Here is a 14,681-nt window from a genome sequence, read left to right on the forward strand (position 1 = left end):
ATGGAGTGTTAGGAAATGAAAATTATAGTTATTGGAGCAGGTCAAATGGGTTCAGGAATTGCTCAAGTTGCTGCCGAAGCTGGCTGTGAGGTATTAATGAATGATATTAGTATTGAACTTGCGGAAAAAGGACTATCAAGTATCAAGAAGAGATTAGATAAAGATGTAGCAAAAGAAAGGAAAAATAAAGAAGAAGTAGAAGGCATAATGTTATGTTTAACAGCTTCTGATTCACTGGACGATGCTAGAGATTGTGATTTAGCAATTGAAGCAGCATCTGAAAGTTTGACTATTAAACAAGGTATTTTCAAAAAACTAGATGATGTTTGTCCACCTAAAACTATTTTAGCAACTAATACGTCATCACTACCAATTACTAATATTGCTTCTGTAACAAATCGACCAGAAAAAGTAATTGGTATGCATTTTATGAATCCAGTACCAAGAATGAAGCTAGTTGAAATTATTCGTGGGCTTTTAACAACGGATGAAGTCTATCAAAAAATTAGAAATCTATCAATTGAAATGAAAAAAACACCTGTTGAAGTAAATGATTCACCTGGATTTGTTTCCAATCGGATATTAATGCCAATGATTAATGAGGCTATTTTCTGCTTATATGAAAATGTAGCGCAGCCTGAAGCAATTGATACAGTTATGACGTTAGGTATGAATCATCCAATGGGGCCTCTTGCTTTAGCAGATTTGATTGGGTTAGATACTTGTTTATCAATTATGAAAGTTTTATACAATGATTTTAAAGATAGTAAATATCGACCTTGTCCACTTCTAACGAAATATGTGAGCGCAAAGCGCTTAGGAGTAAAAACTGGTCAAGGATTCTATAACTATAGTAAATAGGAGGAAAGTAAAATGAATACGAGAGAAACAATTATACCTAAATTTGGTCCTTTTTCAGGCTTACGAGTTATTTCATTGGGGTCTCTAGTTGCTATGCCACATGCAGGAGCGATGCTAGCTGATTTTGGAGCAGAAGTTATTCATATTGAACGACCTGATGTCGGAGATACTTGGCGATTTATGCCACCGTTTTCCGATAAAAGTGGTGTTAGTACAACCTGGATGCAAGAGGGGCGAAACCGATTAAGTTTGACTTTAGAAAGTAATCTAAATAATCCAGAAGTTAAAGAATTATTCTTTGATTTAATTAAAAATTCAGATATCTTCATGGAAAATATGGTTTGGTTAGAAAAATTAGGAATTTATGACAAAGATCTGTTAGAAATCAATCCTAAATTAATTATTGCACATGTGAGTGGTTTTGGGCATCCTGAATTTGGCGGTGATCCAGAAGTACTAGGTCGTGCATCTTATGACATGATTGGTCAAGCTTATAGTGGCTTTATGTATTTAAACGGAGATAAAGAACCATCTATGCCAGCTTTAACCAAACCTTGGACAAGTGACTATATTTCAGGTATGCATTGTTTATTTGGTGTTTTAGCTGCATACTTTGATATGTTAAAAACAGGAAAAGGTCAGGTTGTTGATGTGGCACAATTTGAGGCTAATGCAAGAATTATGGCTGATACATTTGTTACATATACAGAGAATGAAGTGAATCGTACCAGAACAGGAACTAAATCAGTAGCATTCCAACCTTATGGACTATTCTTAGATAAAAATGATGAATATATTGCTATTGCAGCATTTGGAGAGGCAGTTTATCGACGCTTTATGAAAGCTGTTGATTTTGATATTGATTATTTTATATTTGATGAGTGTGCCAATGGGCAAGTAGCCTTAGAGTCTTCCAAGGGAATTGAATTAGATAAAGAGATTACAGAATGGTGTAAAGAAAGAAGTGCTGGGGAAATTGTGACTCAGTTATCAAAATTCAAAGTTGCAGCGTCTAAAGTATATACAGCTGAAGATTGTGTGAAAGATAGCCATTACCGAGCACGCAATAATTTTGTTACTTATGTGGATCAAACAAGCCAAAAAGAAGTTGAAGCATTCGGTATTGCTCCGAAATTAAGTGGTAATCCAGGAAAAATTTGGCGTGGAGCACCTTCTTTAGGACAAGATACAGATGATATTCTTAAAAAAATTCTAAATTATCCAGTTGAGAAAATTAATGATTTAAGAGAAAAAGGATTTATCTAATAAGGGGTGAAAAAATTGGAAGAAAAATATGTTTTATTAGAAATAATTGATACAATTGGAGTGATTAAAGTTAATCGTCCTAAAGCTTTAAATGCTTTAAATAAAGCAGTATTAACAGATTTATTAACTATAATTGATTTAGTTGAGAAGCGAGAAGATCTTAAAACTATTATCGTAGCTGGAGCAGGGGAGAAATCATTTGTAGCAGGAGCTGACATAACGGAAATGGTTAATATGACACCACAAGAGGCAATAGCATTTTCTCAATTTGGGCAATATGTTTTTGGAAGATTGGAAAGTTTACCTCAATTAGTTATTGCGGCTGTTAATGGTTATTGTTTAGGTGGTGGATGTGAATTATCAATGGCATGTGATTTACGTTTTGCTAGTCCTAAAGCAGTTTTTGGACAACCAGAAGTAGGTTTAGGAGTAACGCCAGGTTTTGGTGGTACACAACGATTGCCAAGATTAATAGGAAGAAGTAAAGCAAAATATTTATTAGCATTTGGAAATAATATTAAAGCTCCAGAGGCGTTAAAAATTGGTTTAATCGAAGAGATTATTGAAGAAGAAGACTTTTTAGGAGCGGTTGTAGAAAAATGTCAAAATTTAACTAAAAATAGTGCTTCGGCAATTAAAGATTGTATGGTATCTGTTAATGAGGGGATGAATATGGATTTACACTCAGCTTTATCATTTGAGTCGCAACGCTTTGGGCTGGGATTCTCACACCCAGATCAAAAAGAAGGAATGGAAGCTTTTACTGAAAAACGCTTAGCAGTATTTAAGTAAAAAATAAGCAGAACGGCTGGAATATGCTCCGTTATATCAATGCTAGCTTAAATTATGATAAAAGATTGGGGTTATTATAAAATGAATCAGATAACAAAATTATTAAACATTAAATATCCAATTTTTCAAGGTGCAATGGCACAAATTTCTAGATATAAATTGGTTAGCTCAGTTTCAAATGCCGGTGGATTAGGGATAATAGCATCTGGTGGAATGAGTGCTAATGAAGTCAGAGAAGAAATAAAAAAATGCAAAGAATTAACAAGCAAACCTTTTGGCGTTAATTTGATGTTGATGATGGATAATATTAATGAGATTATTGATGTTTTAGTAGATGAAAATGTGAAAATAGTTACAACTGGAGCTGGTACACCTAAACCATATATGCCGAGATTAAAAAAAGAAAATTTTATTGTTATGCCTGTTGTTCCTACAGTGAAAATAGCTCAAAAAATGGAAGCTCTAGGAGTAGACGCTATTATTGCTGAAGGAACAGAAGCTGGAGGGCATGTAGGAGAGAGTACTACTATGTCTTTATTACCACAGGTAGTAGATTCAGTATCAATACCCGTTATTGCAGCAGGTGGAATTGCAGATAGTCGTGGTATTGTCGCAGCTTTAACTTTGGGCGCAAGCGCAGTTCAGCTTGGTACACTTTTTTTAATAGCTGAAGAATGTCCGGTTGCTCAAAGTTATAAAGAAGCTGTTCTAGCTGCTCGAGACAATTCAACGATTGTAACAGGTAGAACTAATCATGCACCAGTTAGGTGTATTAGCAACGAATTGACAGATAAGTTTTTGGAGATGGAGTATCAGAATATAGGACGAGAAGAATTAGAGAAATTAACTTTAGGCTCTTTAGCTAGAGCCGTTCATGATGGAGATATAGTAAATGGAAGTGTTATGGCAGGACAAATTTCTGGGATGCTTACTAAAATAAAACCAGTAGATAAAATTATCTCAGAGTTAATTTCTAATATAGAAGTAATTGAACAGAAAACTAAAAAATCAGTAGAAGAATTTTACAGATAAGATAGAATCAAAAACAGACTAAAATCTTTATATATTGGTTTTAGTCTGTTTCTCTATGATTATGAAGAATGATATGTAATGTGAAGAAACTGAGACATAAAGTCGTTTTTTTTGAGAAATTGCCGAGCCTTAAACTTTTGCAACTTTAGTTGCTTAGAAGTTTAGGACAACGAAGTGAAGCGTAGTAAGACGTAGTGAGCAGACTTTTGGAGTGGGTTTATCACATAACGTACGTTAAATAAAAGTAGTGTGAGACTTTTGTCTCACACTCAGAAATATCTCCTCAGAGTGATTTTGATTTTTTAGTCGATTTTTGATATTTTTAGAGCATGCCATAATGAAATGCTTGCTTTGGTTATAAGGATAACTATACATACTTCATCGTGTTAGTAAGTGACATATGCATAAAGATTAGATGTAGAAGTCTGTTGTCATTGTCGTTATTGTTAATGTTGGCAGTATGGAGATGAAATAATTTTGTATAGGAAATTCCACCTTTCCAGAAAGGATTAATGGATATCTTGAAAGGTAAAAGTGCTGTGATGAGTCATATTCATGAGCGCCATGGGAATCTTAAATACAGTTATGGAAATCGATGATTTTGGTTGAAAGGCTACTATGTGAGTGCGGTAGGGATAAATCGAAAGACCATTACTAAATATATATAAGAACAAGAAGCAGAAGATCGAATATGAATATCTATTTTAAGTAACCACTATAGCGAAATAGAACGGTAGATGGTTGACGGTCTATTTAAAAGATAGTGAATGTTAACAGATTATCATCTATTGATGGTGCTACCTGAGATGAAAAATACTGAATGATCCAGAATTATTTTTTTTCCTATCTTTTCTCATTATTTTACTTTAAAATACAGTAAAAGTAAGGATTGCAAAGGGATTTTGCGGATTAGCAAGAGAAGTTTGCTAGCTTGTCTGCTCTAGTTGATAGTTATTAATTATCTGCTATGAGAGACTGAATTTGAAAGGAGAGAATAACTGAATTGAAATTAGGAGAAAAAATAGTTCAAATCCGGAAAGACAATAATCTTAGTCAAGAATCTTTTGCTGAGTTATTTAATGTTACCAGACAAACTGTTTCTAACTGGGAAAATGAAAAAAGTCATCCGGACTTAGAAATACTTGTAAAATTAAGTGAGACATTTAGTCTGTCAATAGATGAATTACTAAAAGAGGATAGTCACTTAGTTCAACAGATTGATTCTGAAAAGAAAAAGAAGCATGTTTTGCTTTTTCTTTTTGTTGGATTGGCACTGACTATACTAGTTACAGGAGCCCTATTTTATAAGTATCAACAATCAATCACTACGATATCATTTGATATGAATGACAGTCAGACGTTAAATGTCTCGAGTGATGACGAAGAAGTAGTGATTGGAACTGGCCATTTTTCATTACCTAAATCTGGTAAAGTGACGATTCGAATCATTGGAGACATTGATTCAGGTAATTTAGGGATGACCATAATTGATGGTGCTTCTAAGCGGGTGGTTTATGAAATCAAGAACGATCACATTGAAGATCAACAAACGATAATACTTGAAAAATCATCCTATGAAATTCGGCTTACGGCTGATAATTATCAGGAAAAAATAATTAGCTTGTCATATCAAGTTAATATTTCTAATAAGTAAAGTGACGTTTATCAGTCGATAATAAAAATGAGTAAACAATTTTTAAGCGGTAGTAGTATAAAACTCATCGCCCTAACCTCTATGCTGATTGATCATTTTGGAAAAATTGTCTTAATGAATGGGGGGATTATGAATGCTCCTTATAGCTATTTTACAGATCAACAATTTTCGTGGTTGCTACTAGTAACTGAAAGTTGTGCGATTGTTGGACGCTTAGCATTGCCTTTGTTTTGTTTTTTATTAGTGGAAGGCTTTTGTCACACGAAAAATTGGAAAAGATATGGTCTTGTTCTCATGGGTTTTGGGTTTGTATCTGAGCCAATTTACGATTGGTCGCTTACAGGGAAAATAATTGATTGGCAAGGGCAAAATGTGTTGTTTACATTAGCTATAGGTGTGGGATTATTAGCGTTAATAAAAAGGTATGATAACAATTGGTGGCTGGCCATTTTATTTTCTCTAATTGCGGCGATGATTACTTATTTTCTGCATGTTGATGGGTGGTATTATGGGATCTTTTTGATAACATCTTTCTATCTATTTAAAGATAAGTTATGGGGGAAGTGTTTATCTGTTCCTGTTATCGCGTATATCTGCGGGCTTGATTATTCATTTCAGGCGCTGATTGACCCCTCTTTTTTACTTGGTTCGGCTAGTATAGTGATTATCTTTTTTTATAATAATGAGCGAGGAATTAATATGAAATATTTCTTTTATTGGTTCTATCCCGCTCATCTATTGATGATGAAACTGATAGCAGACAAACTTATCACTTATTTTTAGAGGGGAGTTAAATCAAATAGAGGGTGAGACATGTCTCACCCTCTATTTGGTTAATGTTGCGGTTACGCCAATAATAAATTCATCACGGTTCTATAGACGAGTTCTGGTGTCACTTCAAAGGAATAGTTAGTCTCTAGTCGTTCCGTATATTTATGAGCGTCTTTACCAAAAGGTCCGATATCTAAAACAGGCAGATCTAATTTAGACATTTCGTCAATTGGCATGATGTACTTTTGTCCGAACCCAGGCATATTACCTTTTAATGATTCGAGTATTTTTTTGTCAGTAGGTGCTGCTGCAAAACTAATATCAGCGATATAAGGGAAAAAGTTTTTATAGACCAGCTCATAGTCAGTTTCTGTTTCGGCAACAGCGGACTTAACGGCATTTAATAAATTTTTCTCTTTATCATTTTTTCCATTAATAAAGATATGAGGGTAGTAAGGTGGGCTGAAATAAACCACCACAACAGGCTCTCGGTGAGACCAAAGACTATGGATTTTTTCAACCAATAAGAGCGCGAAATCTCGATCATCTAACGTGGTATCCGCTAGTTTTTCTGTGGTGAATTCTTCAAGAATCTGATCGAGTTTATCTCCCAACTCTGCTTTTACTTGGTTGTATAAATCTGTATAGGTTACGACCTTTGTTTTCCACGGCAACTTTTTGTAGTCGATGCCAGATAGCTCACAGAATTTTTTATAGTGTGAATTCAGGTCATCAATCGTTGTATCCATACATTCTTGAGCAGCAGTAACCATCTTTTCTAGCACCTGATCGGGTGTGCTAATGTGTGTGGCATAGTTAAAGAAAAGATTGGCGGTTTTAGCGCTTTGAACGGTATATTCTGGTTTTAAGTCTCGTTGCTTTAATGTAATTGGTGGTAGTGTGACCTGTCCTTCGGCAATGTCGCAATACTCAGGGTTAAGATTTATTTTTTTGGTTAATTCCGCGACGATCTGGTTGGGATCAAGTCCATTAAAGGCTTCGCCAACATGGGTTTCTCTCCCTACCACATAAAAAGAGGGCATAAGCTTTCCAACGGCTCCCACATAAACGTATTTCTTTTCGTCTCCATGAAATTCATGGGTCATGTAGTCCGTGTCAATCATACCTAGTATCTCCCAGTCATTTTCTAGGCGAATTCGGTTAAGTTCAGGAACCACGGCAAACATCCCAACAGAACTAACTTCTTCATCACATACGGCAGTATAGATAAGGTTGCCTTCAAAATTTTCGATGTCTTTTGAAAGAGCTTCGATCAAGGCGATAATCACCGCATCCCCGCTCTTCATATCAAAAATACCTCTACCAAAAATGTATTTTTCATTCTCTGAATCAATATCTTCTTGGACATCGACTGGTAGTTCATGTTTAATTTCTGACATTTTTTTCGTCAATTCATAGGGACTGGTACATAGGTCAATTAGGTCGCCATAATCAGAAACACCGACTGTATCAGTGTGACCCAATAAAGTGACGGCTTTTTTACTGTTTCCTTTTTTACCACGCAAAATAGCGATTACATTTTTTCGTCTGTGGATATCTGTCGGAATATCCTGCAAATAGAGATCCTGTGGATTTTTTTTATAGTAGTCTAGCTTAGAGAGAATCTCAATTACCTTGTTGCTGACATCAATTTCACCTTTTGTTTCAGATACGCTTAGAACCTTTGTTAATTCAATGGTAATCTCTTCAATGCGTTTGGCCAAGTTCATTTTATGGGCCAGTTCTTTGTAAGTTGTATACATAACCTTCTCCTTTTACTATTCATTATGCTACGTCTGCCAAAATAACTATCACTTGCCTCCAAGTCTATCTCAGTAAATAGAGTTAAAGTTTCAAAAAAAGAATAATTAGTATTCATTTTTTGAAATCGGTTACATTTATATAGTGATAAACTTACGTTGAGTTGAGTAGACTATCACTTAATTATTTTTTGTCAAAATTCATTACTCAGTTCAAAAAAAATTGAGATTAAATGGGAGGTTGTATGCTTAGTGGATGAGAATAAGAAGAAATCAAACAACGTAGAGCAAGGGAAATTGCAACGAAATTTAAGTCTTTTTGAAGCGACTATGTTCGGGGTTTCGTTTGTTATTGGAACGGGCGTCTTTTTAAAACCATCGTCTGTTTTAGCTTCATCCGGTTCAACGGGAATGGCCATTTTAGTTTGGATTGCTGCGGGATTTATTTCATTGTGTGCTGCGTTGACCATTGCAGAGATTGCTGCCTATATTCCTAAATTAGGTGGGATGTATACGTATTTGACGGAGCTATTTGGCGAGGCAACGGGTTTTGTTTATGGCGTGGTGACGATTGTTGTATCCGGTGCAGCGGGGCCAGCAGCAAGTGCGATTGCTTTCTCGACATTTGCTTCATATTTTGTGGATATGTCTGCCACCGTTATGAAAGCGTTGTCTATAGGTGTGATTTTATTGTTTGGATTAATTCAATATCTGTCAACAAAAGGGGCAATGAAGTTGCAGGTAGTAGGGACTATTGGAAAACTGATACCGATAGCGGCGATTTTGTCTATTGGTTTATTTAAAGGGAGCATACCTGGTGCGATTAATATGTCATTAGTTGGCGATGGCAAAACTTTGGCATTATCAGGTGCCTTGATTGGTGCGCTATATGCTTACGATGGTTGGATCTCTACTGCGGCACTAGGGGATGAGCTGGTTGAAGCAAATAGAAATCTTCCTAAAGCAATTATTTTCTCTTTGTCATTTGTAATTGCAGTCTACGCGTTATTTAACTTTGTGATTTTTAGAACGATAGATCCTCAGACAGTTGCCGCTTCAGAGAATATTGGGGTAGTGGTAGCAGAGAAATTATTTGGTAAGGCAGGTGCTACTCTAATCACATTAGGGGTATTAGTCTCTAGTGTTGTGACGATGAATGCCCAAATGATGAATAATGAGCGCTATATTTTACCGATGGCGAATCGCAAGCTGTTACCTGCTCATACATTTTTAGGGAAAATCTCACCTAAACGTAATACGCCAGTTGGTGCTATTATCTTGCAAATTGTGTTAACTATTCTTTATATTTTATCTGGAACATTTGATTCTGTGACGAATATTGTTGTTTTTGTTGTCTGGGTTTTCTTCACGATGGCAGTATTTGGGATTTTTATTCTCAGGAAAAAATATCCTAGAGATGAGAGTTTATATAAGACTCCTTTATATCCAGTGATACCGATATTGGGAATATGTGGTGGAGGTTACTTAGTTATCTCTACATTAATTAATGAAACAATGCTATCGATGATAGGGATTGGCGTGGCCTTGATGGCACTGGTTATCTACTTTGTCTGGCATAAGAAACGTTAGTAAGTAGTTTAAAAAGGCTGTGACAGATTTATGTCACAGCCTTTTTAGTTTAGCATTTATTTTTTATTTAGCGGCCATTTTCGCCGTTACTTGTTCATCTACTCTGAGAAATGGTAGGTAGATAAAGACACTGACAATAATGATTAAAATTTGTAGGACGGCTGCTCGCCAGTCGCCACCAGTTGCTAAGAAACCAGAAATAACGGGTGGCGTTGTCCATGGAATTTGAACGACCACATGATTAATTAGCCCTGCTGCTGTAGCGAAATATGCGACTGTCAGTGAAAATATTGGAGCGAGAACAAAGGGAATGATTAAGCTGATATTAAAAACAATTGGTAGACCGAAAATGATTGGTTCACTAATGTTAAAAGCGGCTGGTGCTACTGATAATTTAGCAAAATCCTTGTAGTCTTGGCGCCGACTGAAGATAAAAATGGCAAGTAGTAAAGCAATCGTATTCCCAGAACCACCCATAACAGCAAATGTATCTTTGAATGCCATGTTGATGATGTGAGGAATCTCTGTTTTATTAGCATACGCGGCCATATTTTCTTGCATGTTTTGAATTAAGAATGGGTCTAGTAAAGAACCGGAAATAACGGCTTGATGAATCCCGAAACCAAAGAATAAATTGGCAATGGAAGTAATTAGTAAGAAGCCTGGTAAACCAGTCGTGATTTTACTTAATGGTCCCGTGATAATTTTAGTAATCAATCCGTTAACATCCATATTGAACAGTTGATTAATAATAAATGAGAAAATAGCAAATGAGGTAATAGTAATCATAATAGGGATTAATACGTTAAAGGACTTTAAGACTGCTGGCGGAATATTTCCTGACAGTTTAATCTGTAATTTTTCATTGGTTGATAATTTAATAAAAAGTTCAGTTGTTAATAGTCCAACAAAAATTCCAACAAACATACCTGATGCGCCTGTATGAGAGACGGGAATGACACCAGTTACTTCGATAGCTTTACTAGCATTTTCTGGCATAAAGAGTGTTTTCATTGGGGTTAGAACAACAAATGTTGAGATGGCAACTAAAACAGCTGCAATTTGGTTACTATAATTTCTACTGATACACATGTGATAAGAGACAGCAGCAACTACTAATAACGTCGTGATACTTAAAGTCCCATTTCCAATCGATATTCCAATCTCTTGTATGGTTGTTAAGGTATCTGGGTTGATAATTTTCCCCATAAAGCCTGTTGGTTCCAAAATAACATAATTGATCAATGTAACAAAGCCTGCCAACATCATAAATGGCATAAAAGTTGCGAAGGCATCACGTAATGTCCGTAAGTGGATTTGATTGCCGATTTTAGTTGCAATCATGCCAAATTTTTCAAAAATGACGTCTTTTTTCGTCTTCTCCATTTCAATTCTCCTCATCTTTACTTTTCTGCAAACGATTCCTTCGTTCGTAACCAAATAATACATCATTTCTAAAAGAAAGTAAATATCTTTTTAAAAAGATGTATATCTTTGTATTTTTCAAGAAAGAAAACCACAAAATAAGACTAATAATTTTGTGGTTAGAAAAAATATTTAGTTTTCAACAAAAACAGCTTCAAAAATAAAATCTTTGTATATGTGGCGAGACAGGGAATATTCAAACGGTGTTCCAGATGCTAAGGAAACGACCTTATCCACTTCAATCATGAAATCACCTGTATCAATGGCTAAAATTCGCGCATCAAAATCAGTTGCTAAATCACCTTTTATCCAGATATGAGATGATTTTATTTCTAAATTTAACTCATCTCCAATATAAGCATAAACTGATTTTTTTAAGTGTTTAGGCTCTAGTCCCGGGATGACGGATAAAGGCATGAAGGTTTGTTCAATCGAATAGGGTTGTCGATCGATAAATCGACTCCTGATAATATTATAGACATAATCTTTTGAACTGATTTTCAACATTTCTGCCGTTTTTTCTGAAGGTAACTCAATCGAGAAGGTATGAATTTCTGAGTCAACATGTTCTTCTCCCACGACACTAAAAAGACCTTCATTGGGGCCGAAAACTTTAGAATTATCAATTGGAGTCCTGAGAACCTCCGTTCCAAATCCACTTCGACTTCTGATAACCCCTTCTGTTACTAGCATGTCTAAGCCTTTTTTTACTGTCAGCTTACTAGTGTTAAATGAGGTAGCTAGTTCATCGCCGGTTGGTAATTTATCCCCAATTTGATAGTGCCCTTTCATGATCTTGTCTTTTGTGTCTAAATAAACTTCCATGTATTTTGGAATTTTTTTCATTTTTTCACCCACTCCGTTTAATAGATATACTCACTACTATACTTTAGCATAAAAACACGTATCATTTCCACCAAAAAAAACACTTCTAAAATAAAAGTTATATATTTTTTATAATAAGTATTTCTTTTTGTTTTTAAGAGTGATATTATAAATTGACAAAGAGATTAAGAGGCACAATCATGTTAGTTGTTGACGATTGTGATTACTCTGGCTAATAATATTAGGAGGCTTATTATGAAGATGGAACACTTAGCATTTCCAGATGATTTCTGGTGGGGATCAGCTTGGTCAGCAGAACAAGCTGAAGGGCGTGGTGAAACTGGTAAGGCAGAAACCGTTTGGGAACGTTGGTATAAAGAGCAACCTTATCGATTTTATAAGGGAATAAGCTCGGAGGTAACGACTGATCATATTCACCGATATAAAGAAGATGTGCAACTTATGAAAGCAACGGGACATAATTCTTTCCGGGTATCGATTTCTTGGGCTAGAATGTTTCCAAATGATGGGGTAGGACAAGTCAATCCTAAGGCAATTGCCTTTTATCGAGACTTATTTTCTGAGATGACTCGTAATGGCGTAAAGGTTTTTGCTAATCTTTATCACTTTGATATGCCTGCGGCTCTGCAAGATCAAGGCGGGTGGGAGTCTAGAGACGTTGTAGATGCTTACGTTAATTTTGCCGACACTTGCTTCAAAGAATTTGGCGATTTAGTCTATCATTGGTTTACGTTTAATGAGCCACTGGGCCCAATTTTAGGCTCATATTTAGAGGATTTTCATTACCCTAATATCATTGATTTTAAACGGGGAGCTCAAGCGGCCTATTTTACTGTTTTAGCTCATGCCAAAGCGATTGAAGCATTCAAAAAGCATCAATTAACAAGTAAAATTGGGGTTATTTTAAATTTAAGTCCGACATTTCCTCGAAGTCAAAACGCTGCCGATTTGAAAGCTGCTGAAGTGGCTGATTTATTCTACACAAGAAGTTTTCTTGATCCGATGGTTAAAGGTGTTTTTCCAGAAAAACTTGTGACATTGTTGAAGGAGTACGATCAATTACCAGCAGATACGGATGAAGCTGATTTGGTTTGTATTGCGGGGAATACGGCTCAAATCTTAGGATTGAATTATTATGAACCACGACGTGTCAAGGCGCGTTTAACGGCTATTAACCCTGAAGGACCTTTTTTACCTGATTGGTTCTTCGATCATCATATTATGCCAGGGCGTCGTATGAATGAGTATCGAGGTTGGGAAATTTATGAAAAGGGCATTCTTGATTTATGTCTGGATATTAAGGACAATTATGGTAATATTGAATCGTTTATCTCTGAAAATGGGATGGGTGTAGCAGATGAAGAACGTTTCATGGATGAATATGGGCAAGTGATTGACACCTATCGAATTGATTACATTAAGGATCATTTGGCGTACTTATGGAAAGCGATTGAGGCTGGTTGTCAGATTAAAGGGTATCATCTTTGGACATTCATTGATTGTTGGTCATGGATTAATTCTTACAAAAATCGTTACGGGTTAGTCTCTCTCAATTTGGAAACGCAAGAGCGTACAATCAAAAAGAGTGGGGAGTTTTATAAAGAATTAAGTCAAAACAATGGCTTTGAGTATGATCTGGATAGATTAGTTTAGTTTAATGAATAATATAAAAACACCAATCACAGGAGTGGAGAATAAAAATCCTGTGGTTGGTGTTTTGTATTGTTTTCATGTTTGAAAGGATTTGCCACCGTTCCTGATTAGTCATAAAATCTAAAAAGTTTAGAGTCATTATGACGAAGGTCGTTGCTAAAAGAACGGCTAACCTACCTCCCTTAGATCAGGAAGCCTTTTTCTAAATGAGAAGCGGCGATAGATCACAATATGACCAACTAGATAGGCAAGACCACTTACAATTACAAGAGACTGAACGACATACCAAAGACTGATGGGGTCTGAATCTCTACTAATAATAATTAAACTGTTATTCAGAACAATATTAGCATAAAAGACGAACAGCCAAAGTATAGGGCGACGTAGTTTATTGAAAAGTAAATACTGATTGTTAGTTTCAAGCGATATTTTTTGGAAAGCATACTGCCCAATTAGTAAAGAACCAACACTGACAAGGGTAAGGAGGATAAACGGTCCTATCTTAACAGAGGTGCTTGATAGTGTAAAAATAAAGCCGTCTAACGGCGAGCGAAAATACCCTATTTCAGGGTCAGCTCCTGTGATTAAGCTGTAAAATAGATTAAAAAAATCAGTTAACGAGCTAAGAAAGAATGTAATTGTCCACCAAAATCCAGCGATTGTTAAGACACCAGTTAGCCATTCGCCAAGTAATAAGCCAATTAAACTACTAAGAGCATAAATTGTTAGCATTAATAAAATAGTGAAGCCACTAGAATTAATTAAAGCGCTGAGAGAGCTGTTTAGATAGTTCTGTGGGATGGTCGTCCAAATGCTTGTGACAGCAATTAGTTTACCAATAATCAAACTGAGAGCGAGACTACCGCCGATTAATAATTGTTTGTGTCAAAACGATTCTTTTTTTGAGAGAGGGCTAGATTAGAATGTAAGAACACTTTTCTCGGACTCAATTTGATTACGTGGTATTCTTAATAGAGAGAACATTAGTAATTGACATATGGTAATCATAAGAATATATTGGTGTCAATGAG

At 35.7% G+C, this 14,681-nt stretch carries 12 protein-coding genes and 1 pseudogene; 9 read left to right on the top strand and 4 right to left on the bottom strand.

The window, feature by feature from the left end; all coding sequences use genetic code 11:
• Positions 1–15 precede the first annotated feature (15 nt).
• The 7 genes and pseudogenes from AC5KOD_RS19780 to AC5KOD_RS19810 all read left to right on the top strand — a co-directional run bounded on the left by AC5KOD_RS19780 (position 16) and on the right by AC5KOD_RS19810 (position 6,388).
• Positions 16–861 carry a 3-hydroxybutyryl-CoA dehydrogenase gene (locus tag AC5KOD_RS19780; protein ID WP_496916311.1) on the top strand — a complete coding sequence of 282 codons (846 nt, stop codon included), beginning with the start codon at positions 16–18 and terminating at the stop codon, positions 859–861.
• A 12-nt stretch (positions 862–873) separates the two neighbouring features.
• Positions 874–2,127, top strand: coding sequence for a CaiB/BaiF CoA transferase family protein (locus AC5KOD_RS19785; RefSeq protein ID WP_496916312.1), 1,254 nt, complete (start codon positions 874–876; stop codon positions 2,125–2,127).
• Between the two features lie 15 nt (positions 2,128–2,142).
• A complete protein-coding gene (locus AC5KOD_RS19790; RefSeq protein WP_496916313.1) occupies positions 2,143–2,919 on the top strand; it encodes an enoyl-CoA hydratase-related protein in 777 nt (258 codons plus the stop codon).
• A gap of 81 nt (positions 2,920–3,000) precedes the next feature.
• Complete coding sequence (locus AC5KOD_RS19795) at positions 3,001–3,951, top strand: DUF561 domain-containing protein (RefSeq protein WP_496916314.1); 951 nt, start codon at positions 3,001–3,003, stop codon at positions 3,949–3,951.
• A 512-nt stretch (positions 3,952–4,463) separates the two neighbouring features.
• Positions 4,464–4,616: pseudogene (locus AC5KOD_RS19800) on the top strand (transposase); the annotation flags it as partial.
• Positions 4,617–4,954: 338 nt separating this feature from the next.
• A complete protein-coding gene (locus tag AC5KOD_RS19805) occupies positions 4,955–5,605 on the top strand; it encodes a helix-turn-helix domain-containing protein (protein WP_496916315.1) in 651 nt (216 codons plus the stop codon).
• 27 nt (positions 5,606–5,632) lie between these two features.
• Positions 5,633–6,388, top strand: coding sequence for a TraX family protein (locus tag AC5KOD_RS19810; protein WP_496916316.1), 756 nt, complete (start codon positions 5,633–5,635; stop codon positions 6,386–6,388).
• Positions 6,389–6,450: 62 nt separating this feature from the next.
• Here the strand turns inward: AC5KOD_RS19810 and AC5KOD_RS19815 are convergent, their stop codons facing one another.
• Positions 6,451–8,139 (bottom strand): M20/M25/M40 family metallo-hydrolase, encoded by a 1,689-nt coding sequence (locus AC5KOD_RS19815; protein WP_496916317.1) that lies wholly within the window; start codon positions 8,137–8,139, stop codon positions 6,451–6,453.
• 249 nt (positions 8,140–8,388) lie between these two features.
• On the opposite strand from AC5KOD_RS19815, the gene AC5KOD_RS19820 reads away from it, so the two are divergent.
• Entirely contained in the window at positions 8,389–9,726 is a 1,338-nt protein-coding gene (locus AC5KOD_RS19820) for an APC family permease (protein WP_496916318.1), read from the top strand.
• A gap of 63 nt (positions 9,727–9,789) precedes the next feature.
• Here AC5KOD_RS19820 and AC5KOD_RS19825 read toward each other — a convergent pair whose 3' ends face one another.
• Entirely contained in the window at positions 9,790–11,112 is a 1,323-nt protein-coding gene (locus tag AC5KOD_RS19825) for a PTS sugar transporter subunit IIC (protein WP_496916319.1), read from the bottom strand.
• A gap of 171 nt (positions 11,113–11,283) precedes the next feature.
• A complete protein-coding gene (locus AC5KOD_RS19830) occupies positions 11,284–11,997 on the bottom strand; it encodes a GntR family transcriptional regulator (protein ID WP_496916320.1) in 714 nt (237 codons plus the stop codon).
• A 234-nt stretch (positions 11,998–12,231) separates the two neighbouring features.
• On the opposite strand from AC5KOD_RS19830, the gene AC5KOD_RS19835 reads away from it, so the two are divergent.
• Complete coding sequence (locus AC5KOD_RS19835) at positions 12,232–13,650, top strand: glycoside hydrolase family 1 protein (protein WP_496916321.1); 1,419 nt, start codon at positions 12,232–12,234, stop codon at positions 13,648–13,650.
• A gap of 168 nt (positions 13,651–13,818) precedes the next feature.
• On the opposite strand, the gene AC5KOD_RS19840 is transcribed toward AC5KOD_RS19835, so the two are convergent.
• Positions 13,819–14,496, bottom strand: coding sequence for a hypothetical protein (locus AC5KOD_RS19840; protein ID WP_496916322.1), 678 nt, complete (start codon positions 14,494–14,496; stop codon positions 13,819–13,821).
• Positions 14,497–14,681: the final 185 nt, after the last annotated feature.

Source organism: Vagococcus sp. WN80Y (assembly GCF_059621045.1).